This is a genomic window from Sphingobium phenoxybenzoativorans (genome assembly GCF_018286635.1).
GTDB classification, from domain to species: domain Bacteria; phylum Pseudomonadota; class Alphaproteobacteria; order Sphingomonadales; family Sphingomonadaceae; genus Sphingobium; species Sphingobium phenoxybenzoativorans.
In genome coordinates this window covers 1,244,335-1,268,492 of sequence record NZ_CP073910.1, presented here as the reverse complement: position 1 = coordinate 1,268,492, position 24,158 = coordinate 1,244,335, and the positions used below count along the sequence as shown (strand labels likewise).

The 24,158-nt window shown below is 64.1% G+C and carries 20 protein-coding genes and 1 tRNA gene; 13 read left to right on the top strand and 8 right to left on the bottom strand.

Annotated elements, in window-relative coordinates; translation table 11 throughout:
* Positions 1–22 precede the first annotated feature (22 nt).
* Genes pstC through phoB form a run of 5 tightly spaced genes read left to right on the top strand, consistent with a single transcriptional unit; the run spans position 23 to position 4,895 of the window.
* On the top strand, positions 23–1,405 hold the full coding sequence (pstC, locus tag KFK14_RS06150) for a phosphate ABC transporter permease subunit PstC (RefSeq protein WP_212610246.1): 1,383 nt from the start codon (positions 23–25) through the stop codon (positions 1,403–1,405).
* On the top strand, positions 1,402–2,664 hold the full coding sequence (gene pstA / locus KFK14_RS06145; protein ID WP_246524921.1) for a phosphate ABC transporter permease PstA: 1,263 nt from the start codon (positions 1,402–1,404) through the stop codon (positions 2,662–2,664). Before pstC ends, pstA begins: the two co-directional genes overlap by 4 nt.
* A 7-nt stretch (positions 2,665–2,671) precedes the next feature.
* Positions 2,672–3,463: a phosphate ABC transporter ATP-binding protein PstB gene (gene pstB / locus KFK14_RS06140; protein WP_070151520.1), complete on the top strand. Its 792-nt coding sequence runs from the start codon at positions 2,672–2,674 to the stop codon at positions 3,461–3,463.
* A 30-nt stretch (positions 3,464–3,493) separates the two neighbouring features.
* On the top strand, positions 3,494–4,186 hold the full coding sequence (gene phoU, locus KFK14_RS06135; protein WP_212610245.1) for a phosphate signaling complex protein PhoU: 693 nt from the start codon (positions 3,494–3,496) through the stop codon (positions 4,184–4,186).
* Positions 4,187–4,196: 10 nt separating this feature from the next.
* Positions 4,197–4,895, top strand: a complete 699-nt coding sequence (gene phoB / locus KFK14_RS06130) for a phosphate regulon transcriptional regulator PhoB (RefSeq protein ID WP_212610244.1) — start codon at positions 4,197–4,199, stop codon at positions 4,893–4,895.
* Between the two features lie 126 nt (positions 4,896–5,021).
* Here the strand turns inward: phoB and KFK14_RS06125 are convergent, their stop codons facing one another.
* Together KFK14_RS06125 and KFK14_RS06120 are read right to left on the bottom strand one after the other, a co-directional pair.
* Positions 5,022–5,450: a hypothetical protein gene (locus KFK14_RS06125; RefSeq protein WP_212610243.1), complete on the bottom strand. Its 429-nt coding sequence runs from the start codon at positions 5,448–5,450 to the stop codon at positions 5,022–5,024.
* Positions 5,451–5,631: 181 nt separating this feature from the next.
* Entirely contained in the window at positions 5,632–7,905 is a 2,274-nt protein-coding gene (locus tag KFK14_RS06120; protein WP_212610242.1) for a glycoside hydrolase family 3 N-terminal domain-containing protein, read from the bottom strand.
* Between the two features lie 250 nt (positions 7,906–8,155).
* Here KFK14_RS06120 and KFK14_RS06115 point away from each other — a divergent pair, with 250 nt between their 5' ends.
* Complete coding sequence (locus tag KFK14_RS06115) at positions 8,156–8,941, top strand: SapC family protein (protein WP_212610241.1); 786 nt, start codon at positions 8,156–8,158, stop codon at positions 8,939–8,941.
* Between the two features lie 238 nt (positions 8,942–9,179).
* Here the strand turns inward: KFK14_RS06115 and KFK14_RS06110 are convergent, their stop codons facing one another.
* On the bottom strand, positions 9,180–10,079 hold the full coding sequence (locus tag KFK14_RS06110; protein ID WP_425516657.1) for an N-formylglutamate amidohydrolase: 900 nt from the start codon (positions 10,077–10,079) through the stop codon (positions 9,180–9,182).
* Between the two features lie 223 nt (positions 10,080–10,302).
* Between KFK14_RS06110 and cpdR the strand changes: the two genes are divergently transcribed.
* Positions 10,303–10,680, top strand: a complete 378-nt coding sequence (gene cpdR / locus KFK14_RS06105) for a cell cycle two-component system response regulator CpdR (RefSeq protein WP_212610240.1) — start codon at positions 10,303–10,305, stop codon at positions 10,678–10,680.
* Positions 10,681–10,832: 152 nt separating this feature from the next.
* Here the strand turns inward: cpdR and KFK14_RS06100 are convergent, their stop codons facing one another.
* Positions 10,833–12,155, bottom strand: a complete 1,323-nt coding sequence (locus KFK14_RS06100; RefSeq protein ID WP_212610239.1) for a dicarboxylate/amino acid:cation symporter — start codon at positions 12,153–12,155, stop codon at positions 10,833–10,835.
* A 124-nt stretch (positions 12,156–12,279) separates the two neighbouring features.
* Between KFK14_RS06100 and KFK14_RS06095 the strand changes: the two genes are divergently transcribed.
* Both KFK14_RS06095 and KFK14_RS06090 read left to right on the top strand, forming a co-directional pair.
* Positions 12,280–12,354, top strand: a tRNA-Val gene (locus KFK14_RS06095).
* 162 nt (positions 12,355–12,516) lie between these two features.
* The gene (locus KFK14_RS06090; protein ID WP_212610238.1) at positions 12,517–12,678 is read left to right on the top strand and encodes a hypothetical protein; all 162 of its coding nucleotides are present in this window, start codon (positions 12,517–12,519) and stop codon (positions 12,676–12,678) included.
* Positions 12,679–12,714: 36 nt separating this feature from the next.
* Here the strand turns inward: KFK14_RS06090 and KFK14_RS06085 are convergent, their stop codons facing one another.
* Entirely contained in the window at positions 12,715–13,488 is a 774-nt protein-coding gene (locus KFK14_RS06085; protein ID WP_212610237.1) for an NUDIX hydrolase, read from the bottom strand.
* Between the two features lie 223 nt (positions 13,489–13,711).
* On the opposite strand from KFK14_RS06085, the gene KFK14_RS06080 reads away from it, so the two are divergent.
* The 3 genes from KFK14_RS06080 to KFK14_RS06070 all read left to right on the top strand — a co-directional run bounded on the left by KFK14_RS06080 (position 13,712) and on the right by KFK14_RS06070 (position 18,502).
* Positions 13,712–14,167 (top strand): PilZ domain-containing protein, encoded by a 456-nt coding sequence (locus KFK14_RS06080; RefSeq protein ID WP_070151502.1) that lies wholly within the window; start codon positions 13,712–13,714, stop codon positions 14,165–14,167.
* A gap of 138 nt (positions 14,168–14,305) precedes the next feature.
* Positions 14,306–16,084, top strand: a complete 1,779-nt coding sequence (locus KFK14_RS06075) for a LysR family transcriptional regulator (protein WP_212610236.1) — start codon at positions 14,306–14,308, stop codon at positions 16,082–16,084.
* 267 nt (positions 16,085–16,351) lie between these two features.
* Positions 16,352–18,502: a TonB-dependent receptor gene (locus tag KFK14_RS06070; RefSeq protein ID WP_212610235.1), complete on the top strand. Its 2,151-nt coding sequence runs from the start codon at positions 16,352–16,354 to the stop codon at positions 18,500–18,502.
* Positions 18,503–19,199: 697 nt separating this feature from the next.
* Here KFK14_RS06070 and bla read toward each other — a convergent pair.
* A complete protein-coding gene (gene bla, locus KFK14_RS06065; RefSeq protein ID WP_425516656.1) occupies positions 19,200–20,201 on the bottom strand; it encodes a class A beta-lactamase in 1,002 nt (333 codons plus the stop codon).
* A gap of 93 nt (positions 20,202–20,294) precedes the next feature.
* Between bla and KFK14_RS06060 the strand changes: the two genes are divergently transcribed.
* Positions 20,295–21,230, top strand: a complete 936-nt coding sequence (locus KFK14_RS06060; RefSeq protein WP_212610234.1) for a glutaminase — start codon at positions 20,295–20,297, stop codon at positions 21,228–21,230.
* A gap of 45 nt (positions 21,231–21,275) precedes the next feature.
* On the opposite strand, the gene KFK14_RS06055 is transcribed toward KFK14_RS06060, so the two are convergent.
* The gene (locus KFK14_RS06055) at positions 21,276–22,751 is read right to left on the bottom strand and encodes an aldehyde dehydrogenase family protein (protein WP_212610233.1); all 1,476 of its coding nucleotides are present in this window, start codon (positions 22,749–22,751) and stop codon (positions 21,276–21,278) included.
* Positions 22,748–24,157: an MmgE/PrpD family protein gene (locus KFK14_RS06050; protein WP_212610232.1), complete on the bottom strand. Its 1,410-nt coding sequence runs from the start codon at positions 24,155–24,157 to the stop codon at positions 22,748–22,750. The genes KFK14_RS06055 and KFK14_RS06050 overlap by 4 nt, the downstream gene beginning before the upstream one ends.
* Position 24,158 lies beyond the last annotated feature (1 nt).

The following is a 24,158-nucleotide window of genomic DNA, read 5'->3' as shown; positions in this document are numbered from 1 at the left end:
GAAAACAGAACAGGGTCGCCGCGTGACAGGTCCAGCCATTTTCATGCTCCTGCTGGGGTTAGCCGTCGTGGCGTGGGTCGTTGCCCGCGCACGGGCGACCCGCCTGCAGACGGCGGCCCCGAAGGGCGCGATGCACAGCCTGCCATCCTATCATGGCTGGTATGTCGCCCTGTGGGCGCTGCTCCCCGCCTGCCTGTTCCTGGCGGTATGGACCAATGTGATGCCGGGTCTGGTGACTGGCAGCGTCCTGGAAAATCCGGCGGCGAGCGCGCTGCCTGAAGACTCCTTCTCGCGCGGCGCGATCCTGGCCGAGGCGCGCGCCATCGCACAAGGCAAGCAGGCGGCTGCCTTCAATCCCCTCGCCCAGCCGTTGGTCCAGCCCTATCGTGACGCGCAGTCGCGTTTCGCCACCGGCGGCGTGATCCTCTCGCTGATCCTGGCCTTCGCCGGGGCCGCCTACGCCTTTACACGCATGCGGACGGACTTCCGCGCCCGCACCCGTGTCGAGCGGCTGGTCATGGGCACGCTGCTGCTCGCTTCGCTGATCGCCATCATTACCACGGTCGGTATCGTCGCTTCGCTGCTATGGGAATCGCTGCGCTTCTTCTCGATGGTGAACCCGATCGACTTCCTGTTCGGTACCAAATGGAGCCCGCAATCGGCGGCGCTCGGCTACGGCAATGACGATGCGTTCGGCGCGGTGCCGCTGTTCTGGGGCACGATCTTCATCGGCGCGATCATTGCCATGGCCGTTGCGATCCCGCTGGGCCTAATGAGCGCGATCTACCTCACCCAATATGCCAGTTCCACCACCCGCAAATGGATGAAGCCGATCCTTGAGGTGCTGGCCGGTGTCCCGACCGTGGTCTACGGCTATTTCGCCGCGCTCACCATTGCCCCGGCCCTGCGCGATCTGGCCGTCAGCGTCGGCATCCACGGCGCATCATCGGAGAGCGCGCTGGCGGCGGGCCTCGTCATGGGGGTGATGATCATTCCCTTCGTCTCTTCGATGGCGGATGACAGCATCGCCGCCGTGCCGCAGGCGATGCGCGACGGCAGCCTGGCGATGGGCGCGACCACCAGCGAGACGATCAAGCGCGTGCTGATCCCCGCCGCGCTCCCCGGCGTTGTCGGCGGCGTGCTGCTGGCCGTCAGCCGCGCGATCGGCGAAACCATGATCGTGGTGATGGCCGCGGGCCTTGCCGCCAACCTGACGCTCAACCCTTTCTCCAGCGTGACGACGGTTACGACCCAGATCGTCCAGCTCCTCACCGGCGATCAGGAGTTTGACAGCGCCAAGACGCTCGCCGCCTTCGCGCTTGGCCTGGTGCTTTTCATCGTCACCCTGCTGCTCAACATTGTCGCGCTGCGGGTCGTGAAGAAATATCGGGAGGCCTACGAATGACCGACACCGCCCCCCGCAACCCGACCGATTGGAAGTCGGACGTCATGCGCCGCCGCATTGCGCGCCGCTATGGCGCGGAACGGCGCTTCCGCCTGCTTGGCCTTGCCGCAGTGCTGGTGTCCGCCGGCTTCCTGGCTTTCCTGCTGATCAGCATGGTCGGCAACGGCATTCGCGGTTTCACCCGCACTGAAATCCTCGTGCCCATCGACTTCAGCACCGCGCCCATGGTTGTCGACCCGGCAACGCTGAAGGGCGCGAATGCGGACCAGGCGCTCGCCAATGCCGGTTTGCCCAACGTCACGAACCTTGCGGCCATCGCCGCATTCGGACCGAAGGGAGACGAGTTGCTTTCGCCCAACGCCTGGCTGACCGTGCGCGACGCGATCAAGGCGGACCCGTCGATCCTGGGCAAAAAGGAAACGCTTGCTCTCCCCTCCTCCACCGCCATCGACCTCGCCGCCAAGAGCAAGGGTTCGCCGGAGGCGGAGGCCGCTTATGCCAAACTCGCACAGGCAAACGCCGTATCGACCGGCTTCAACGCATCGTTCCTGACCGCCAGCGACGCCACCGACCCGACGCAGGTCGGCATTTGGGGCGCGTTCAAAGGATCGCTGCTCACCATGCTGGTGACATTGGCGCTCAGCTTCCCCGTGGGCGTCGCGACGGCGCTCTACCTTGAAGAATATGCCCCAAAGACCTGGTGGACCGACATTATCGAGGTGTCGATCAACAACCTGGCGGCGGTGCCTTCGATCATCTTCGGCCTGCTCGGCCTGTCCATCTTCCTCAATCTGCTCGACTTCCCCCGCTCGGCGGCCTTGGTCGGCGGCATGACGCTGGCGCTGATGACCATGCCGGTCATCGTTATCGCCGGGCGCAACGCCATCAAGGCGGTGCCACCCAGCATCCGCGACGCCGCGCTCGGCGTCGGCGCAAGCCCCGTGCAGGTGGTGTTCCACCATGTGCTGCCGCTCGCCCTGCCCGGTATCCTGACCGGCACGATCATCGGCATGGCCCGCGCGCTCGGCGAAACGGCGCCGCTGCTGATGATCGGCATGCGCGCCTTCATCGCGACGCCGCCGGGCGGCGTGACCGATCCCGCCACCGTGCTGCCGGTGCAGATCTTCCTCTGGTCCGATGAAGTCTCGAAGGGCTTTGTCGAAAAAACCTCGGCGGCGATCATCGTCCTTCTGGCTTTCCTGCTCGCGATGAACGGGTTGGCCATCTATCTTCGCAACAAATTCGAAAAGCGCTGGTGACACCCCTATGCTGACCCCGGAACAAGAGGCGCTCAAGCCAAACAACCCGAAGATGACGGCGCGCGACGTCAACGTCTTCTACGGGCAGAAGCAGGCGATCAAGCAGGTGTCGATCGATGTCGACATGGACAATGTGACTGCCTTCATCGGTCCGTCGGGCTGCGGCAAGTCCACTTTCCTGCGGACCATGAACCGCATGAACGACACGGTCGCCAGCGCCCGCGTAGAGGGTGAGATCACGCTGGACGGCGACAATATCTACTCGCCGTCGATGGACGTGGTGCAGCTTCGCGCCCGCGTCGGCATGGTGTTCCAGAAGCCGAATCCATTCCCGAAGTCGATCTACGAGAATATCGCCTACGGCCCGCGCATCCACGGCCTCGCCAGCGCCAAGGCCGATATGGACGTGATCGTCGAAAAATCGCTGCGTCGCGCAGGCCTGTGGGACGAGGTGAAGGACCGCCTGCATGACAGCGGCACCGCACTGTCCGGCGGCCAGCAGCAGCGCCTGTGCATCGGCCGCGCCATCGCGGTCGAGCCGGAGGTCATCCTGATGGACGAACCTTGCTCGGCGCTCGACCCCATCGCCACGGCCAAGATCGAGGAGCTGATCCACGAACTGCGCGGCCGCTACGCGATCGTCATCGTCACCCATAATATGCAGCAGGCCGCGCGCGTGTCGCAACGCACCGCCTTTTTCCACCTCGGCACTCTGGTCGAATATGGGGTGACTTCCGATATCTTCACCAATCCGCGTCAGGAACGGACGAAGGATTACATCACTGGACGTTACGGCTGACGCTGGCGCGCTCAGGCGAGAGGAACGATTATGGCTGAACATACCGTCAAGGCATTCGACGAGGATATTGACAAGCTCCGCGGCCTGATCGCCGAAATGGGCGGCCGCGCGGAGTCCGCGCTGGAGGATGCGATGACCGCGCTGGTGCGCGAGGACAAGAAGCTGGCGGCGCAGGTCGTCGCCGGTGATGCGCGCATCGACGAACTGGAATCCGAAGTCGAAAAGCTCGCTATCCAGACCATCGCTCTGCGCGCCCCGATGGCGAACGACCTGCGCGAAGTGATCGCCGCGCTGAAGATCGTCGGCGTAGTCGAGCGCATTGGCGACTATGCCAAGAACATCGCCAAGCGCGTGCCGCTCGTCGCCGTCAACAAGCGCACGCTGGAGCCGGTGTCCCTGCTTCCCTCCATGGCGCAGATCGCAGGGGAGATGGTGCATGACGCGCTCAACGCCTTTTCCGCGCGCGATGCTGATCTGGCGCTGGCCGTCGTCAACCGCGATACGGTGGTCGACGATTTCTACAACAGCATCTTCCGTACGCTGGTGACGTTCATGGTGGAAAATCCCAAGACGATCACTGAATGCGCGCACCTGCTGTTCATCGCCAAGAATATCGAACGTATCGGCGACCATGCGACCAATGTCGCGGAGATGGTCTACTATGCCGCCACGGGCCAGTATCTGCCCGATCGTGAGCGCGGCGAAACCACTGAGACAAGCTGAGGAATATCGCATGGCACGCGCCAAGATGTTGCTGGTGGAAGACGATGCTGCGCTCGCAGAGCTTCTGATCTGGCATTTCAAGCGGGAGGACTTCGATGTCGCCCATACCGTCGACGGTGAGGAAGCGCTGATCCTGGCGCAGGAGGATACGCCCGACATCGTCCTGCTCGACTGGATGGTCGAAAGCCTGTCCGGCATTGAGGTATGCCGCCGCCTGCGCCGCATGAACGGCACGGCGAACGTCCCCATCATCATGCTCACCGCGCGCGGCGAGGAGGAGGACCGGGTGCGTGGGCTGGAAACCGGCGCCGACGATTATGTGACGAAGCCCTTCTCACCCCGCGAACTGGTCGCCCGCGTCGGCGCGGTGCTGCGCCGCGTGCGTCCTGCGCTTGCCGGCGAAACCCTGTCCTTCGCCGATGTCGAGATGGATACGGTCGGCCACAAGGTGCGCCGCGCCGGTCAGACCATCTCGCTCGGCCCCACGGAATTCCGCCTGCTCAAGCATTTCCTGGAGCATCCCGGTTGGGTCTTTTCGCGCGAGCGGCTGCTCGACAGCGTATGGGGTCAGGACAGCGACATCGAACTGCGTACCGTCGACGTCCATATCCGCCGCCTGCGCAAGGCGATCAACGCGCAGGGCGGCCAGGACATCATCCGCACCGTCCGCTCGGCAGGCTATGCGCTGGACACCGACATCGCGGGCTGAGCGGGTCGGATTAAGGCCCGATATCACCGTTCGCCCTGAGCTTGTCGAAGGGCTGCGCTTCTCCCTAAGAAAAGGCAGTGCTTCGACAGGCTCAGCACGAACGGTTTGCAGATAAGCGGCCCCGCCCTACTTCAGCAAAATCCCGCTGACCGACCCGTTCCGCACCGAACATACAAAGGGCACATGCCCGTCACCCGTGTCGACATGGCCCTCGACTTCCCAGCCCGTCGCCATGGTGCGCGCAAGCGGCTTGCCGATCAGTTTCGATCCCCGGCCAGCCTCGCTCACCGCGTCCGCGCCGCAGGCGTCCGCCGCCTGCTTGGCCGTGCGGATGGAGCCATAGCCCGGCGAGGCATAGGGCGTGCGCTTGGCCTCCCGCTCCGCCTGTCGGTCGCTGGACACGTCGCTCAGGATCGCTGCGTTCACCGCGTCGCGCGTGCGAATGCCGCTGCCGCCATTGGGACCGGCCCCGCCATATTGCGCCATCGCCGGAGTGCCGGCGACCAGCACGGCCGCCACGGCGCCAAGGGCCTTCATCCGAATCGTGATCCGCATCGCATCATCCTCCCTGATTGCGGCCTAGATAGACCGATTTGCGCGATTGCGCCATCAGTCGCCGTTACCTGCCCAGCATCTCCAATTTCCTTTCGCTTCGAGCGCAGTCGAGAAGTGGATGCGCAAGGCTTCTCGACTACGCTCGAAGCGAACGGGGGAAGTATTCTGATAACCGAAAATCCTACCCCCGCTTCTGCTCCGCCGCGTAAAGCGTGAAGGTGCCGTGCAGGCCATTGGCCGACGACTGCCCCAGCCAGACGTCGAAATCGCCCGGCTCTGCAATCGTCTTGCTGCCCCGCCCCACAAATTCCAGATTCTTGCGGGACAGGGAGAAGCGCACCTCCGCGCTCTCGCCCGGCGCCAGCGTATAGCGGCGCACGCCCTTCAGCTCCCGGATCGGGCGGGTGCGGCTCGCCACCTTGTCGCGGATGTAGAGTTGCACCACTTCGCTGCCGGTCACGGACCCCTCGTTGGTCAAACGCGCGCGCACTTCGATGGCGCCATCCCAGCGCAGCGCCGTATCGCTCAGCTTCAGGTCGGAAAGCGTCATCTGTGCATAGCTGAGGCCATGACCGAAGGGAAAACGTGCGCTGTTGTCGGTAGTCCGGAAGCGCGCCTTATATTCGGCATTGCCGCCGCTCACCATCGGCCGGCCGGTGCTCTTGCGGTCGTAGAAGAAGGGTTCCTGTCCCGATTCCCAGGGGAAGCTGACCGGCAGCTTGGCCGATGGGTTGACCGCGCCGAACAGCACGTCGGCAATGCCGTTGCCCGTCTCGCTGCCCAGAAACCATGTCGCCAGGATCGCCGAGGCGTTGGCGACCGTGTCATGCAGAGCCAGCGCCCGTCCGTGGCGCAGCAGGACGATCGTCGGCTTGCCGGTGGCGGCGATCGCATCGGCCAGCGCCTGTTGCACTGGCGGAATCTCAATCGTCGTGCGCGACTGCGCTTCGCCGGACATGTCCTGTCCTTCGCCCAGCGTCAGGATGACGACATCGGCCGCCTTCGCCGCCTCCACCGCCTTGGCGACGCCGTCGGGCAGGATGGTCTCCACCTCGCACCCGCGCGCTATGGACAGGCGCGACGGGTCGGCCAACGCCGCGCGGATGCCCGAGGCGATATCCACCACCTGCTCCTTGTCGCCATAGAAGGCCCAGGGGCCGAGCAGATTGTCCTTATCCTCCGCAAACGGTCCGATCAGCGCGATCCGGCTCGCGCCATCGCGCGCCAGCGGCAGGATACCGTCATTCTGGAGCAGCACGATGGACCGCGCCGCCGCCTCCCGCGCCAGCGCCCTTTTGTCGCTGGTGCCGATGCGTGCGGCGGCGGCCTTCGGGTCGAGCGAGCGATAGGGATTCTCGAGCAGGCCGATCGCCGTCTTTACATAGAGGATGCGCCGCACGGCCACGTCCAGCGTCTCCACGGGCACCGCGCCGGACTGCACCAGTTCGGGCAGGTAGCGGATGTAGAGGCCGCTCTGCATGCTCATATCGACCCCGGCCAGCACGGCGAGGCGCGTCGCCTCCCGGTCGTCGGCGGCGTAGCCGTGCGCCACCAGTTCCTCGTCGGCGGTATAGTCGGAGAAAACGAAACCCCGGAAACCCATCTCCGTGCGCAGCATGTCGGTCAGCAACGTCCCGTCGGCCGTCGCGGGCACGCCGTTGATCTCGTTGAACGCCGCCATCACGGACATCACCCCGGCGTCGATGGACGCGGTAAAGGGCGGCAGATGCGTCTCGCGCAGGCTTTCGTCGGAAATATCGACATTGCCATATTCCAGCCCCGCAGCGACCGCGCCATAGGCCAGGAAATGCTTGGCGCAGGCGAGCAGGCTGTCGTCCCGCCGCAGATTCCGCCCCTGAAAGCCGCGCACCCGCGCCGCGGCGAACAACTGGCCCAGATACACGTCCTCGCCCGATCCCTCGACCACCCGTCCCCATCGCTGGTCGCGCGCGACATCGACCATCGGGGCGAAGGTCAGGTGAAGCCCGGCGGCGGTCGCTTCCTCGGCGGCGGCGCGCGCCGTCTTTTCCGCCAGAGAGGGATCGAAACTCGCCGCCTCGGCCAGCGGCACAGGAAATATGGTGCGCAGGCCATGGATCACATCGCCCGCGAACAGGATGGGTATGCCCATCCGGGTTTCCTTGACGGCGATGTCCTGCGCCCGGCGCGCGCCCTCCACGCCAATGCCGTTGAACAGACAGCCGACATGCCCCTTGCGGATTTCCGCCGCCAGCCGCCGCTCATCCTGAATGCCGACCTGCGGGTTGGGCTGGTTGAAGGGACGGAAACTGTCCGCGAAGCAGCTCATCTGCCCCGCCTTCTCCTCCACCGTCATGCGGGCGATCAGGGCGTCGACGCGCGCAACATCATCGGCCGCCAGCGCACGGCCGGCATGCCCCAACAAAAAGGCGCCGGAAGCGGCGCCGACCAGGATTTCGCGGCGATTGAAAGGCATGGGACGCGGATATAGGGCATCGGCCGATGAATGGAACCTGATCGGGGTATAAGATAGGGAGCAGCAAGGCAGGGGAAAGACCGGGCAACAGAGCGGACGCGAAAAGCGGATATGCGGCCCGCAATCCTGCCCAACCCCGGTAACAAATCGCCCGGGCGACAAAGCGATTGAGTTTCCCTTATCCTGCCTTTACTGCCCTGACCCCATCTATCCTTGGCGCAATGGCGCCTTCGCCCTACGGAGTTTCACGATGGCCAGTGCGCCCAGCAATTCGCTGCCGATTTTCTACAACGACCTGATTCCGCTCAACAGCCAGGATCATGCCGATTACCGCACCCGCGCCGCCGACAGCGCGCCCTTCCTGGCGTCCCAGCATGCCGTGCCGCTGACCGTCGATGAATTTGTTGTGGCGCAGCGCTTCCTGCCGATCATCTTTTCGTCCGGCCCGGACCCTGTGCCTCTGGCGCTGATGGGTCTGAACGAAGGCGTGAATATCTTCCTGGAGGATGACGGCCGTCTGCGCGGCCGCGCCTATGTTCCCGCCTATGTCCGCCGCTACCCCTGGCTGCTGGCGAAGCTGCGTCCGGACAGCGATGAAATGTCGCTCTGCTTCGATCCCACCAGCGAGCTGATCGGCGACTATCCCGATGGCGACAGGCTGATCGAGGACGGCCAGCCCTCCGAAGTCACCAAAAACATCCTCAGCTTCTGCGAGGAGTTCGAGCAGGCGGCCCAGCGCACCGGCCAGTTCGTCAAGGATCTGAAGGAACTGGACCTGCTGATGGAAGGCGAGGTCAGCATTCAGGCGCCTGACCGTGAACAGCCCTTCGTCTATCGCGGTTTCCAGATGGTCAACGAGGAAAAGCTGCGCGACATGCGCGGCGATCAGCTTCGCAAGATCATGCAGAATGGCATGCTGCCGCTGCTTCACGCCCACCTGTTTTCGCTGCAACTGATGCGCGAATTGTTCCAGCAGCAGATCGAACAGGGAAAAATGCCTGACGTTACGATCCTGTCACAACCGGTAGAAGCCTAGGCTTTCAGGGGGTTTGTGCGATTAATTCGCACAAACCCAACCGGAATAGTCCTTTCGGTGCTTGAAACCGGAGGGACTCTATCTTAAATCCTGAATTGCAACGCACCTGCCCCCCTTTCGGGTGTGTTGCATGGGCGTCTCCCCCTTTGGAGACGTCTCCTCCCTGAACCTTGGCCACCCCATGCTTGCATGGGGTGGTTTTTTATGGGTGGGGACCCGGCGGCTCTTTGCCTACCCCTTACTCCGCCGCCTGGGCAAAGGCGCCGGGCAACTCGATGCCCAGCGCCTCGGCAAGCTCCACCATTACGCCCTGCATGCGCGCAAGGCCATGTCCCGGCCGGTCAAGGGCGGTGTCCAGGTACAGGCTCCGGTCGACCTCCACCTGCAGGGCATGAAACCCGCTTTCCGGCCGCCCATGCCGCTCCAGCAGGTAATTTCCGGGATAGGGATGGTTCTGCGCGCTCGCCATCCCATGCCCTTCACAAAGGTCGGCGGCCAACGCCACCAGGCGAGTCGATGCGCTGCGCCCGAACCGGTCGCCCAGAACGATGCCCGGTGGCCTGACCCCGGCGGTGAGCGGCGGCATCGAATGGATATCCAGCAATATGGCGTGGCCATGCGCGTCGCGGGCGCGGCGCATCATACCCGCCAGCGCCTCATGATAGGGCCGGTGGAGAAACGCGATCCGCCCGGAAAGCTCCCCCCAATCGACAGGCAACGTCCACAGGTCACCAATACCCTGCAGCCGCCGGGGCACGAGGCCCAGCCCGCCACGCATCTTGGCGCTGGTCATCAGCGGCTGATTCCGGGGCAGGCCGCGCACCATCGCCGGGTCAATCTCCCGCTCGTCGCGGTTAAGGTCGATAACGGCGCGCGGCGTCCGGGCGATCATCACGCTATACCCCAGTGCGATCAACCGGTGGGCAAGCAGGTCCGCATAACGATCCTCCAGCCGCCGCAGGCCCGCGACGCCGCATCGCGCATTGGCCAGTAATGTCGGCGTATAGTTGCGCCCGGCATGGGGCACGGAGATGACCACCGGGCTGCGCGGCATATCGGGACCATAACGGTCATAGGCGGGCGTGCGCTCGACCGGCGGACTGGAAGGCTGCATGTCCGGTGTGGGCGCGGCGGGCATTTTTGTGCGGAAAGCCTTTCGAATGGCTGGAAAATATTAAAGCCTTGTCGCATAAGGTTGCCGGAATTGTCACCCCCATGCTTGGAGAGTCGTGGTGCGGTGGCATTTTTGGTGATTAAGGCGGCGCAAACTGGCGCCACAGGCCGGGATCATTTGGGAAGGTGGCAGCCGGCGGATTCTCGGAAATCCGCCATCATGGGCGTGAACAAGGGGTAGCGACGCGATGGTCCGGATTTTGCTGGCGGAAGACGATGACGCGATGCGCCAATATCTTTCGCGCGCTCTGGAAAAGTCCGGTTATGAGGTTGTCGCCGTGGATCGCGGCACCGCCGCTGTTCCGCTGATCGAATCGGACCGTTTCGACCTGCTGCTGACCGATATCGTCATGCCGGAGATGGACGGGATTGAGCTTGCCCAGCACGCCGCCAGCGTCGCGCCGGAAATGCGCGTCATGTTCATCACGGGATTCGCCGCCGTCACGCTGAAGGCCGGCAAGGCCGTTCCGCAGGCCAAGGTGCTGTCAAAGCCCTTCCATCTGCGCGACCTGGTGTTTGAGGTCGACCGGATGTTCGACACCACCGCCGCCAGCGAACTGAGCTGAGCTGAGCGGAAGCCCGCGCCCCAATACCTTCATTCCAGTTTGCCCTGAATAACCGACTCCGCGTGCTCCTGCGAAAGCAGGAGTCCAGTCCCACGGCCCAAACTGGGTTCCTGCTTTCGCAGGAACACGCCTCCAGAACAGAATGGCCTATCCTAGATCACCCGCTGCATATCCGGCGTAGCAGGCAGCGGTTTCCCGGCCATCGCGGCGTTCAACCGGTCTCGGTCCAGGCCGCCCTCCCATGCCGACACGACGACCGTGGCCACCGCATTGCCGATGAAGTTGGTCAGGCTGCGGCATTCGCTCATGAACCGGTCGACGCCCAATATCAGCGCCATGCCCGCGACCGGCACGGACGGCACGATGGACAGGGTCGCCGCCAGGGTGATGAAGCCTGCGCCTGTGACGCCCGCCGCGCCCTTCGAACTGATCATCGCCACCAGCAGCAGCAGCAATTGCTCCTCGAAGGACAGATGCACATTGGTCGCCTGCGCGATGAACAGCGCGGCCAGCGTCATATAGATATTGGTCCCGTCCAGGTTGAAGGAATAGCCCGTCGGCACCACCAGCCCGACGATCGACTTGCGGCACCCGGCCCGCTCCATCTTCTCGATCAGGCTGGGCAGCGCCGCCTCCGACGAGGACGTGCCAAGCACCAGCAGCAGCTCCGCCTTCAGATAGCGGATGAGTTTCAGGATATTGAAGCCCGCAAACCACGCCACCGCGCCCAGCACGACCAGTATGAAGATCAGGGAGGTCAGATAGAATGTCGCGACCAGCCCCGCCAGATTGGCCAGCGTCCCGACCCCATATTTGCCGATGGTGAAGGCCATCGCGCCAAAAGCGCCGATCGGCGCCGCTTTCATCAGGATGGAAACCAGCCGGAAGATCGCATGGCTGGCCGCCTGCAGCACGTCCATCAGCGGCTTGCCCCTGTCCCCGATCAGGGTCATCGCAATGCCGAACAGGATGGCGACGAACAGCGTCTGCAGGATATTATCCTCCGCCACCGCCGATACCAGCGTGTCGGGAATGATGTTCAGCAGGAAATCGATCAGCGTCCGGTCATGCGCCTTGGTCGCGAAATCGGCCACCTTGCTGCCATCGAGCGTGTTGGGATCGATGTTCAGCCCCTCCCCCGGCCGCACCACATTGGCGACGACCAGGCCGACGAACAGCGCCAGCGTGGAGAAGGTCAGGAAATAGGCGAAGGCTTTCGCCGCCACCCGGCCGATCGTCCCCAGCCCCTGCATCCCGGCAATGCCGGTCACGATCGTCAGGAAGATGACAGGCGCGATGATCATCTTCACCAGTTTGATAAAGGCGTCGCCCAGCGGCTTGAGCGCCGCCCCGGTTTCCGGCCAGAAATGCCCCACAGCCACGCCCAGAGCGATCGCCGTGAGCACCTGAACATAGAGATGCCGGTAGAATGGCGCAGGCGAAGGCGGCGGCTGGTCGGTCAGACTTGGCTGCATGAAAGATTTCCCCTTTGAAGAAGCAGCTTATGAGGGTTGGCGGCGCTGTCCAGCGTCTTGCGCCAAATTATCGCGATTCCCGCTTGCGCGCCCTGCGGACCCCCGCTAATGGCTCCCTTCCCGTGGGCGTGTAGCTCAGTGGTAGAGCACTGTGTTGACATCGCAGGGGTCGCAAGTTCAATCCTTGCCACGCCCACCATGAAAAGCCCGCTGAGCCGCATGGTTCAGCGGGCTTTTTGCTTGCCCGCGCGCCGCAAAATGGCATCCCGGCATATCTTTCCAATCATGTTGATCCACATCAAGGCCTGTCGTTTCGCATATGCTATAGTCGCGCTTTCCGCCTTCGACCGGAGCGAGAGTCATGAACAGGAACGATGACGCAGCATTTTACCGCAACCGGGAGATGCAGGAAATGCGCTCGTCCGAACTCGCGGCCGATCCGCATATATGCCGGCTGCATTGGGAGATGGCGCAGCGCTATGGGTTCCTGGCGCGGCAGGCGGAGGCCTTGGCGCAGGACTGACGCCTGGATTGGCCTAGAACGGAATGTCGATCAGCCCTACCCCCTGAACGCGGTTTCCAGCGCTTCATGGGTTACGGGATAGCCCATGCCTTCAGGAATGCAGAGGCTGGGGCGTCCGTCCCGATCCTCTATCCAGGGCGTTACTTTCTCCACCGGATAGCGGCTGGCGTGTGACACCGCCTGATCGAAGGACTGGAACGGAGCCAGCCGCTCCAGATTGCGCCGCGTGGGAAAAATGATCTTCACTTCGCCGCCTATATGGCGATCCAGCACATCCTGCGCGGTCGCCCAGAACAGATGGACATTCTCCGTGCTGTCCGGCGTCGGTTCCGGGCTGCCTTCCATCCAGCGGGCCAGGTAAAAACGGGTATCGAACACGCGCGGCGCGCCCTCTTTCACATTGGGATGCCATCGCGCGAACGGCACCAGCCTGTCCAGATCCAGCGCCAGCCCCGCCCCCGCAAGCAACGCGGCGAAGGGTTCGCCAGCCAGCATGGCCTCACGGATTTTCCCTGCGACGCCATGATCGGGCGCATCCCGGAACCCGATGGCCAGCCCGCTTTCCTCCAGCGTCTCGCGGATTGCGCCGATCCGGGCGGCGGCTTCGTCCACCGCCAGCGCCGTATCCATGGACGCTGCGAACGCAAAATCCTCCGCATCCACCGCACCGCCCGGAAAGACCAGCGCACCGGCGGCAAAGGCCATGCCGCTTGAGCGCTCCATGAACAGCAGCTCTGGAGCGGAGCCTGGCCTGTCGCGGAAAATGATCGTGGTTGCTGCCGGGCGTTCCTGGGGCGCGGGTTCGTTCATGGACAATCCTTAGAAGAAAAGAGGTCCGCTTGGAAATCCCCGAAACGGTCCCGCGAATCGGCGCATCGCGCGCGCCCGCCGGCCCCGGCAAAATCATCCTTCTGCGGCCCAGAGCAGCGCATTATGCGACATTAGTCTAAGTCCGCATGCTCCGGTTTCGGAGGGTAACCTTTTGTTAACCCGCCTGGCCGCCTTGTTCCCGGCAGCAACGGAAGGTCGAATTATGTTCGTCGAGAACGGGACATCGCTGGCGCTGCCAACCGGGTTTGAAGCGAATGATGCTGCGCGTCTGGATCAGGCCGGGCTTGATGATGCGCACGCCGTTCGCCCGACCCGCGTCACCATCTCCGAACCGGCGCGGGTACGCATCGCCACATCGCTGATCCGGGTCCGCACGATCGACATTTCCTCCGCCGGCGCCAAGCTTGACCTGTGCGCCGAAGTGGATTGCAGCAGCATTCTCAATCTGTTCACGCCCGGCACCATCATATTGCTGACCATCACCGGCATGGTCGAGCCTCGTCTCTGCCAGGTCCGCTGGCGCAGCGGGAGCAGGATCGGCGTGCAATTCGACACGCCCATTTTGCCCAAGGTGCTCGACTGCATCACCGACAATGCGGACAGCGACGACCGGACGAGCTGTATCCTGGAAGTCGGTTCGCCACAGGCTCCGCGCTGAACGCTTAGCCGCAAATCCGTCCATTATCGTTTCGCGCCGGGCTGGTCTTTTCTCCGGTTGCGCCAAAGCGGTGCGCCGTCACGAGCGCTTCACCTTATGGGGATTAACCACAAAGCGTTTTTCGCGTATCGTTGCGCAATGACAACGCCTACCTTGCGGCAACTTGAAATCTTCGCGCAGATGGTCGCATCGGGCAATATTGCCGACTGCGCGCTGGCGCTCGGTATGGCGGAAGCGGCGGTAAAGAGCGAGTTGCGCGCGCTCCAGCATCGGCTGGGCCACCAATTGTTCGTCATTGAGGGCACGGATTTCACGCTGACCCCGATCGGCCAGAAGACGGTCGACGCCATGGCGCTTCTCACTGCAGGCGCGTCTCCCCAGGAGGAGGCGGAAGCGTCCGCCCCCCAGGTGGAGGAGGCGGACAGCGACGAGGCTGGCGTCGAGGAGATCGCAGCCGAGGAGACGGAGACCGCAGAGGCTGCGGCCGAGGAGACTGGGGCCGAGGATATTCCTGATCCAGCGCCCACCGTGGCTGCGGAAGCCGAACAGGAAATCCCCTCACAAGACGAAACCGCCGCGCCGGAGGTCATCACGGAGGATGAGGCGGACATCCCATATGCCGCAGATTCCGCTCCAACGCCGGAGATAGTATCGGCGGAAAATGCCGACGCCCCTCAGGACCTTGAAGATGATCCGGCGGAGGAGGCGATATCCGCCCCTGTTCCCGACGAACAGCTTGAGACGGAACAGCCTGCGCTCCTGGATGAAGCATCGGACATTCTGGAGCTTGCCGGCTTTGCCGAACCGGAAGCTGCGCCCCTGCCGGCGCCAGCGGCGCTCGATGACATGCCCTCGCCTTCGACGCTGATCAAGGCCGCGCCGGCACTCGACGACATCGAATGGCCGCCGCCCGTAAAGCGCATGTCGTGGGTGACGGACGAGCCGCTCGAACTCACTGAACTTGCTCCGGAGCCAGTGCTAGAACTGTCGCCCGAACCGTTGGACGCCAGCGGCGGCATAGCGGAACCCATCGAGGAACCGGCATTGACGGAGGAGGCTCCGGTCCTTGCGGAAGATGCGCTGGACGATTCGTCTCCGGCGCAGGATTCGGAAAAGGTCGTCCCGCTTCCCATCGTCAACACGCTCGCCGTGCGCGTCGTCTTTGCCGCGCCCGCCCCGGCGACGGTGCCGCCGCCGACGGTCATCTCCCTGTTCGCTGCCGTGCCCCTGCCTGTCCCGGCGAACGATCCCGAACCGGCCCCGCCCCTCGCCCCGGCGCCCGTCGTCGAGCTGAAACATGCCCAGCAGCAAGTGACGCTTGCCGCACACCCCTCCGTATTCGGGCATTTTCAGGAAGCGCTGACCGCCTTCGAGCAGGCCAACCCGGATGTGGCGATCGCGCTGGAACTGGATGCCTTCACGGCCATGCGGGCTGAGCCACTGCTGGCGTCTGGAGAGGTCGATATCGTCTATTATTACGCGATGGGCGAACGCGAACGCTTCGAATCCCGCTATGTCTGGAGCGAGAGCCTTTCCATCTTCATCGGTGCAGCTCATCCCCTGGCGCAGCAGGAAACGATCACGGTGGAGGATCTGGTCGGGGTGCGGCCGGTGCTGCTCGGTTCGCGCAATCCCCTGCGGCCCATTCTCGACAACGCCATGATCCGTGGCGGCGTCGATCTGTGGCATCCCGCGCTGGAAACCGACAATCTCTACGACATCATGACGGCGGTGCGCGATGGCGCCGGCTATTTCGCCGCCTTCGGGCCGCTGGCGCGCGATTTCGGCAAAATGCCCGGCATCCGCCGTCTGCCGCTCGTCGATCCGCTCCCCCCGGTGGAAGTGCGCCAGGCGGTGCGGGAAGATATGCGCGACGATCCCGTCATATCGTCATTGGCGGAATATCTGTTCCGCTGATCGTCTGAGCGGGCAACGAAGCTTTCTCCGTTAGCTGCAGCGTGCTCCTGCGAAGGCGGAGACCAGACTTTCCGGGCCGTGCTCCTGCGAAAGCAGGAGCACACCATACCGCAAACCACCCAGACCACATATTCCCCCTTTCTGCCCCCTAACCACCCAAACCCACATCTCATCGCCAAATCATACCGCATCGCACAACAGGGATTGATATGTTGTATCATCCTATTTAGGAGAAGCCATCCCCACCGAATCAGGATGTTATCCCCTATGCTTCGTTCGACAGTTCTTGCCGGTTCCGCCCTCTTCGCGCTTGCACTGTCACAACCCGCCCTTGCCGACGATGATACGGGCCAGGGGCGTGACGCCCATCATGATCAGCAATCCACCGACATTGTGATCACCGGCGTCATCCCGCGCAGTCAGAACGACATCCTGTCCGGCACCTCGGTCGTCACCGGCGCGGAACTGGCCCGTGAGATGCGCCCGACCATCGGCGACACGCTCTCGCGGCAGGCCGGCGTTTCCTCCACCTCCTTCGGCCCCAATGCCTCACGTCCCATCCTGCGCGGCTTTCAGGGCGAGCGCGTCCGCATCCTGACGGACGGCATCGGCAGCTTTGACGTCTCCAACACCTCGGTCGACCATGCCGTCGCGATCAACCCGCTGACGGCAGAGCGGATCGAGGTGCTGCGCGGGCCTGCCGCCCTGCTCTACGGCTCCTCCGCCATCGGCGGCGTGGTCAACGTCATCGACAGCCGCATCCCCCGTCACATCCCAGATGAACCGATCCATATCGATGGCATGGCGACCTACGGCTCCGCCGCCAACGAGCGCACCGGCATGGGCAAGATCGAAGTGCCGATCGGCGACAAGATCGTCATCCATGCCGACGGGAGCTGGACCAGGACCGGCAATCTCGACACCGGCAGCTACATCCTCTCCCCCAGCGCCCGCGCGGAAGCGGCGGCGAATGGCGACCCGGAAATATCGGAACTGGCAAACCTGCGCGGCAAGCTGCCCAACAGCGCGGCCAAGAGCTGGGAAGTGGCGGGTGGCATGGCCCTTATCACCGACACCGGCAATCTTGGTTTCTCGGTCAATCATATCGACAATTTCTACGGCGTGCCGGGCCGCTGGGATCTGGAGGATCACAGCGATCATGATCATGGCGATGAGGAGGAAGGCGACAGCCACGGCCATGAGGATGTCCGCCTCCACATGAAGCAGACCCGCGCGGACCTGCGCGGGGAAATCCACACTGGCGGCGGCTTCCTTGACGCCATCCGCTTCCGCACCGGCTGGGCCGATTATCAGCATGAGGAAATCGAGAGCAGCGGCGAAGTCGGCACGACTTTCTACAACCAGTCCGTCGAATCCCGGCTGGAGCTGATCCAGTCGAAGGTCGGTGGCTGGGAGGGCGCGATTGGCGGCCAGTTCATGATCCGCGACTTCCACGTCATCGGCGAGGAGAAATTCCTGCCGAAGAATGAGACCCAGCAATTCGGCATCTTCACCCTGCAGTCGCTCGACCTTGGCGCGACCCGGCTGGAGGCTGGCGGCCGGTTCGAGCACAGCATCCTGTCGGCGGACGCCGATGAAGATCTGGGGAATGACGCCTTCCACCGCACGTTCAATACGGTGTCGCTGTCGGCGGGTGCCAGTCATGAGGTCGTCCCCGGCTGGCGCGTCGGCCTCAACCTCTCCCGCACGGAACGCGCGCCGTCCGCCGAGGAACTGTTCGCGCGGGGCAATCACGCCGGTACGCAGGCGTTCGAACTGGGCAATCCCGATTTCGACAAGGAACGCAGCCTTGGCATAGAAGCGACGCTGCGCGGCAAGGGCGAAGGCTATACCTTCTCGCTCTCCGCCTATCATAACCGGTTCAAAAACTATATTTACGAGACGATGGTCGACGATGCCGCCTGCGAGGCCGTCAACGGCGGCGAGCATCTGGAATTTCCCTGCTTCCAGAATTTCCAGGCCAAGGCGAAATATTACGGCTTTGAGGCGGAGGGCTCGGTCAAGCTCGCCCAGCTTGGCGAATTTGCGCTCAACGCGGACGGCCTTGCCGATTATGTCCGCGCGACCGTTACCGGCTCCGGCCCCGCCCCCCGCATCCCCCCGCTCCGCCTGCTTGGCGGCCTGGAACTGCAGGGCGACCGGCTGAGCGCCCGCGCCGAGGTGGAGCACACATTCAACCAGAACCGCATCAACGCCAGCGAAACCCCCACCGACGGCTTCACGCTGGTCAACGCCAGCCTGTCCGTGAAGCCCTTCGCGAACAACAGCCAGACCAGCATCATCCTGTCGGCCAACAACATCTTCGACGTGGAGGCCCGCCGCCACGCCAGCTTCCTGAAGGACTTCGCCCCCCTCGCCGGCCGCGACATCCGCATCACCGCGCGGTTCGGGATTTAGGGGGAGATTTCCCTCTCTGCCTAAGGAGAGCTTTGGCGGGCGTCGGGACAACTTGGCGCCCCATCTCGTCACCCCGGACTTGATCCGGGGTCCCGCTGTCCTTTCTGTTCGAGGCCAGAACATATCCGCCTACAGGATCGGGTCCTGTTCCACCCTTACGCCTGCCCCTAATCAATCTTAAAAGCGGGACCCCGGATCAAGTCCGGGGTGACGAAGGGCGGAACGGCAGCCGCTGGCTCGCCGCCGACTTCCTGTCCTACACGCCCCGGCCGCTGTTATGCCCGCGCGCTCATCATGTTCGCGGAAAGCCCGGACCATGCCCTCCCCATCCATCACTCCCGCGCAGGTCGAAGCAAGACACGTCACTCGCCGCGCTCCTGAGAAATCAGGAATCCATATCCAGGCTTTGAACTGGGTTCCTGCCTCCGCAGGAGCACGTCTGTCTCCGGCCAGAATGCAGCCACGATGCGACTTTATTGCGACCCAACCGCGACTCACACGCGACGCAGGTGAGACGTACCTGCGACGTGGGTGCGACGCATATGAGACTCAGATGAGACTCACCTGCGACCTGCATGGGACGCACATGAGACCAACATGCGACCTTTCTGCGACTTTACCCGCAAAAACACCTCACAACCCGCAACTTCCGCAACTTCGGCAGATCGGGCAGATCGGGCAGACCCGAAAACCCCGCTCAGCCGCCCCGGCCACGGTCGATCCGCACCAGCATGTCCATCACCGCGCGCGTCGCTTCCGCTATCGTCGCATCGGCCTTGGCGTCCGGCACAGTCGGGCGGTCGAGATAGATGGCCAGCACATAATCATTGCCGCGCGGCGACCGCAGCACGGCGACATCGTTGAACGCCGTGCCGCACGATCCCGTCTTGTCCCCCGCTTTCCATCCGGCGGGTAACCCCGCCCGGATGCGCTTGCCGCCGGTCGTGCTGCCCTCCAGCCAGCCGCGCAACTGGCCTGCCGCAGGCGCTGGCATGTCCTGGAACAGAAGGCGCGCCATCACCGTCGCCATCGCCGCCGGGCTGGTGGTGTCCCGCTCATCCCCCTGCGCATTTTCGTTGAGCGTCGGCTCATTGCGGTCGAGGCGTGTCACTTCGTCGCCATGCTTGCGGAAAAAGGCGGTCAGCCCCTGCGGCCCGCCGACCAGCGGCAGCAACAGGTTCGCGGCGCTGTTGTCGCTCACCTGCACCGCCGCCTTGGCAAGATCGGCGATCGGCATCCTGCCCTTCGCCAGATTGGCCTTCACCACCGGCGCATAGTCGAGCAGGTCCGATTGCTTGATGGGCAGGGTGCCCTCCATGCCATACCTGTTCTGCTCCGCGCCCATCAGCACGGCGGCGGCCAGCGGCGCCTTGAAGGTCGAACACATGGCGAACCGCTCCTCACGGTTGAAGCCCAGCAGCATCGCCCCCTTGCTGTCGACCAGCGCGATGCCCAGCCGCCCGCCCGACGCTTCCTCGATCGCCGCGGGATCGCCGCCGGGCGCGGGTTGGGCCGGTTCCGGCGCAGTCGTCGGCTCCGCCCCGGTGGACGGCTCTGCTTCAGTGGATGGCTCCGATCCAGGCTTCAACCCTTCCAGATATTCCAGCCTGAACGGCACATTTTGCGGTTCCGGGTCGGCGTGGACCGGCGCTGTCATCAGGACCAGCGATATCGAAAGAAGCGGACGAATATAACGCATCCCCGGCTTATGGCGGGACGGAGGGGGAAAAGTCCATCGCTCTTGCATGGCTTTTCCTGTCCCACCGTCCCTGCGCCGCGCTATGCCGTTGCCATGGACCTGACCCGAATCATCGAGACCATCGTTGGGCAGATGCGCGACGCCGATGATCGCGGCGTGGTCGCATCCTATATTCCCGAGCTGGCCAAGATAGATCCGGCGCGTTTCGGCATAGCCATCGCCACCGCCGACGGACGCATGGTGAAGGGCGGAGACGCGGACACCGGCTTTTCCATCCAGTCCATCTCGAAAGTGTTCGCCCTCACCCTGGCTCTCGGCAAGGTCGGCGATCAGCTATGGAAACGGGTCGGCCGCGAACCCTCCGGCAGCGCATTCAACTCGATCGTACAGCTCGAACGGGAGGCGGGCATTCCCCGTAACCCCTTCATAAATGCAGGGGCCATAGTTATTGCCGACATCAATCTGGCCGGTCATCGTCCGCGCGAGGCCATTGGCGAGCAGCTCCGTTTCCTCCACTATCTGACGGAAGATGACAGCATCGCGGTCGACAATGCCGTGGCCCGCTCGGAAACCGAAACCGGCTTCCGCAATATCGCCCTCGCCAATTATATGCGCGCCTTCGGCAATATCGCCCAGCCGGTCGACCTCGTGCTCGGCACCTATTTCCACCAGTGCGCGATTGAAATGAGCTGCAGCCAGCTCGCCCTCGCCGGCCGATTCCTGATGCTGGGCGGCGCGCATCCCGCCGGTGGCCGCGTTGTGTCGGAACGGCGGGCGCGGCGCATTTGCGCGCTGATGCTGACCTGCGGCCATTATGACGCATCGGGCGACTTCGCCTATCGCATCGGCATGCCCGGCAAGTCGGGCGTGGGCGGCGGCATCCTCGCCATCGTGCCCGGCGTCGCATCCATTGCCGTCTGGTCGCCGGGCCTCAACGAAACGGGCAATTCGCATCTGGGCACCGTCGCGCTGGAGCGCCTTGCCGACGCCACCGGCTGGTCGGTATTCAGCGCCCGCGCCTTTTCCTGATGCGTGAACGTCCAGAGGTAAGGCCAGAGGTCAGGAACGCCCCTCTCAGTCCGCGAACGGATCGGGCGGGATGGCGTCTGACAGGTCCACCACGACCGTCTTGGTCTCGGTGAAGGCGCGGATCGCATCAAAGCCGTTTTCCCGCCCGATCCCGCTCATCTTATACCCGCCATAGGGCAGCATGAAGTGCACGGGACGGAAGGTGTTGACGGAAACCAGCCCGCTCTCGATTTGCGCCGCGACACGGTGCGCCCGCGACACATCCTTGGTCCACAGCCCCCCTACGAGACCGTATCGCGTGTCATTGGCCAAGGCGATCGCTTCGTCCTCCGTGTCAAACGGCATGACCGAAGTGACCGGACCGAAAATCTCCTCCTGGGCAATTCTGGACCGGTTGTCGGCGTCTGCAAACACGGTCGGCTCGACAAAATAGCCCTTGGGAAGCCCCGCCGGTCTCCCGCCGCCCGCCAGCACCCTCGCCCCGCTTTCTCGCCCAAGCGCGATATAGCTTTCGGTCTTATCGCGCTGTTCGGCGGACGTCTGCGGCCCGATATGCGTCCGGGGGTCGAACGGCGCGCCGGGGCGTATCCGCGCCGCACGACCGGCCAGTTCCGCCGCGAAGCGCTCATAGAGCGGGCGCTGCACAAAGATGCGGGAGGCCATAGAGCAGGATTGCCCCGTCGACCGGAACGCGCTGTGCGTCGCAACCGACAAAGCCTTGTCGAAATCGGCATCCTCAAACACGATGAAGGGCGATTTCCCGCCGCATTCGAACGAACAGCGCTTCAGGTTGACGCTGCCGCTCTGCATGATGCGGATGGCCGTGTCATGCGACCCGGTAAAGCTGACCTTGGCCACGCCGGGATGCGCGGACAAGGCAGCGCCAACCGCGCCGTCGCCGGGCAGCACATTGATGACGCCCGCAGGAAAGCCCGCCTCCAGCGCAAGCGCGGCAAGCGCGACCATGCTCGCCGGGGTCTGCTCGGCCGGCTTCAGGATCATGGCGTTACCGGCTGCCAAACCCGGCCCCAGCTTCCACGAAGCCAGCGAGATGGGGGAATTCCACGGGAGGATCGCAACGACCACGCCCACCGGCTCCAGCCGGGTATAGGCCAGCGCATCGGGCCGATAGGGTATCTGGTCGCCATTCACCTTGTCGGCGGCCCCGGCGAAGAAGGTCAGCCAGTCGGCCGCGCGCTGAACCTCCCCCAGCGTGTCGCGCAGCGGCTTGCCATTGTCCCGGCTTTCAATCTCCGCCAGTCTGGCCGCATCCCGGCGCACCAGATCGGCGAATTTGGCGATCAGCGCGCCTCGTTGCGTCGGCGCGGTGCGGCCCCACGGTCCACGCATTGCGGCTCTGGCGGCGGCGACCGCATTCTCGACATCGGTCTCATCGGCCGAAGCAACCTCGGCCCAGACATCCTCTGTCGACGGGTCGATGGTGGCGATATGGGTGCCCGCATGCGGCGCAACCCATTCGCCGCCAATGAACAGGCGGTCGAAACGCTCGATGGCGCTCATGACGCCTGCCGCAGCGCCCCTGCCCGGCGGCTGTGACGCAACATGTCCAGGATCGATCCCGTCTCCGACGCCTCGCCCATCGCCTCGGCGACGGATACGGCCTCACCGCCGAAATACCAGCGCGTGTTGCGCTCGAACTTCGCCAGCACATCGGCGCGCGACAACGCCGCCTCCGGCGATCCGGGGTGATAGGGAACATGCTTGAAATAGGTCCGCCCAGCAGCTTCGACGGTAAGCCGCGCAGGGCAATGCGCCGGATAGTCGGACTCAGGATCAACCGACGCCTCGATCTTCTGGGCCAGCGCCACGATTCGGCTATCCTCCAGCCGTTCGGGCAGGAACGTCTCCAGCCCGACATCGCCATCGACCAGCGCCGCCGCAACGCCGAAGAACAGGCTGAACCGCCCCTCATGCGGCGTCTGCGGCGCTTTCTTCCGGTCGCGCGGCTCCGTCACCAATGTCAGGCCCGGCTCCGCAAGCTGGCAATGCACGCTGCTGATGTCGTTCACCGTCACACCGTCACGGGCGAAATCGGCCAGCACCTGCTTCGACGCCTCGATGAAGGCATGGAGAAGCTGACAGCAGGGATAGGGCTTGTAGGCCGTTTCCGGCAGATACCAGCGGCTGCCCAGCCCCTCCGCCGCGCGGGCGAAGTCAAGTTGGCCGGTGATCGGCGTCAGATGTGTTTCGAAAAAGCCGAACTTGCCCTCAAAAACCGTATCCGGTCCGGTAATCCCGGCCATCGCCAGATCGATGGCCAGCATTCCGGCATGCGCGCCCCAGCCGCCGTGCAGGATCTTGGAGGTCGATCCCGTACGGGTCGATTCCTGAATGCCGGAGGCGAAGGTGCCCGCAATGCCCATTGCATCGGCGATCTGTTCCGGCGTCGCTCCTCGCAGCCTGCCAATGGCCGCGGCAACGCCGAAGGACCCGATCAACGAACTGGTATGGTAGCCGCGCTCAAGGAAGCGGTCGCCCGCGACGAAACCAAGCCGGATCATCACTTCATAGCCGACCACGGCCGCATCGATCGCCGCCGAAAGGGACAGGCCGTCCGCCTCCGCCGCCGCCAGCACAGCCGGCACAACCGTCGAACCCGGCCGCGCCAGGGAGGAGCCATGCTTGTCGTCCATCTCCAGCGCCTGCGCCAGCGATCCGTTGACCAGCGCGGCCAGCTCGGCGCGCGCCTGCGTGTCCAGGCCGAACAGCGAAGCCCCCTTCGCCGCCCCCCAGTCCGCCGTAAGCTGCCCGAAGGCCTTGCCGCTTTCCTCCTTGGGATTGGCGCCCGCAATGGAAACCCCGATCGAATCGATCATGTGCCAGCGGGCCGCTTCCCGCACGGCGGCGGGCATATCGGCCGAAGGATAATGTGCGGCGAACGCGCCGAATGTCTGTGAAAGCGTCATG

Coding starts and splice junctions, on each gene's coding strand:
- KFK14_RS06050 (WP_212610232.1), bottom strand. CDS start 24,157: ATGACGCTTTCACAGACATTCGGCGCGTTCGCCGCACATTATCCTTCG.
- KFK14_RS06070 (WP_212610235.1), top strand. CDS start 16,352: ATGCTTCGTTCGACAGTTCTTGCCGGTTCCGCCCTCTTCGCGCTTGCA.
- cpdR (WP_212610240.1), top strand. CDS start 10,303: ATGGTCCGGATTTTGCTGGCGGAAGACGATGACGCGATGCGCCAATAT.
- pstB (WP_070151520.1), top strand. CDS start 2,672: ATGCTGACCCCGGAACAAGAGGCGCTCAAGCCAAACAACCCGAAGATG.
- KFK14_RS06090 (WP_212610238.1), top strand. CDS start 12,517: ATGAACAGGAACGATGACGCAGCATTTTACCGCAACCGGGAGATGCAG.
- KFK14_RS06080 (WP_070151502.1), top strand. CDS start 13,712: ATGTTCGTCGAGAACGGGACATCGCTGGCGCTGCCAACCGGGTTTGAA.
- KFK14_RS06085 (WP_212610237.1), bottom strand. CDS start 13,488: ATGAACGAACCCGCGCCCCAGGAACGCCCGGCAGCAACCACGATCATT.
- KFK14_RS06075 (WP_212610236.1), top strand. CDS start 14,306: ATGACAACGCCTACCTTGCGGCAACTTGAAATCTTCGCGCAGATGGTC.
- KFK14_RS06100 (WP_212610239.1), bottom strand. CDS start 12,155: ATGCAGCCAAGTCTGACCGACCAGCCGCCGCCTTCGCCTGCGCCATTC.
- KFK14_RS06110 (WP_425516657.1), bottom strand. CDS start 10,079: ATGCCCGCCGCGCCCACACCGGACATGCAGCCTTCCAGTCCGCCGGTC.
- KFK14_RS06115 (WP_212610241.1), top strand. CDS start 8,156: ATGGCCAGTGCGCCCAGCAATTCGCTGCCGATTTTCTACAACGACCTG.
- pstA (WP_246524921.1), top strand. CDS start 1,402: ATGACCGACACCGCCCCCCGCAACCCGACCGATTGGAAGTCGGACGTC.
- bla (WP_425516656.1), bottom strand. CDS start 20,201: ATGCGTTATATTCGTCCGCTTCTTTCGATATCGCTGGTCCTGATGACA.
- phoB (WP_212610244.1), top strand. CDS start 4,197: ATGGCACGCGCCAAGATGTTGCTGGTGGAAGACGATGCTGCGCTCGCA.
- KFK14_RS06060 (WP_212610234.1), top strand. CDS start 20,295: ATGGACCTGACCCGAATCATCGAGACCATCGTTGGGCAGATGCGCGAC.
- phoU (WP_212610245.1), top strand. CDS start 3,494: ATGGCTGAACATACCGTCAAGGCATTCGACGAGGATATTGACAAGCTC.
- KFK14_RS06125 (WP_212610243.1), bottom strand. CDS start 5,450: ATGCGGATCACGATTCGGATGAAGGCCCTTGGCGCCGTGGCGGCCGTG.
- KFK14_RS06055 (WP_212610233.1), bottom strand. CDS start 22,751: ATGAGCGCCATCGAGCGTTTCGACCGCCTGTTCATTGGCGGCGAATGG.
- KFK14_RS06120 (WP_212610242.1), bottom strand. CDS start 7,905: ATGCCTTTCAATCGCCGCGAAATCCTGGTCGGCGCCGCTTCCGGCGCC.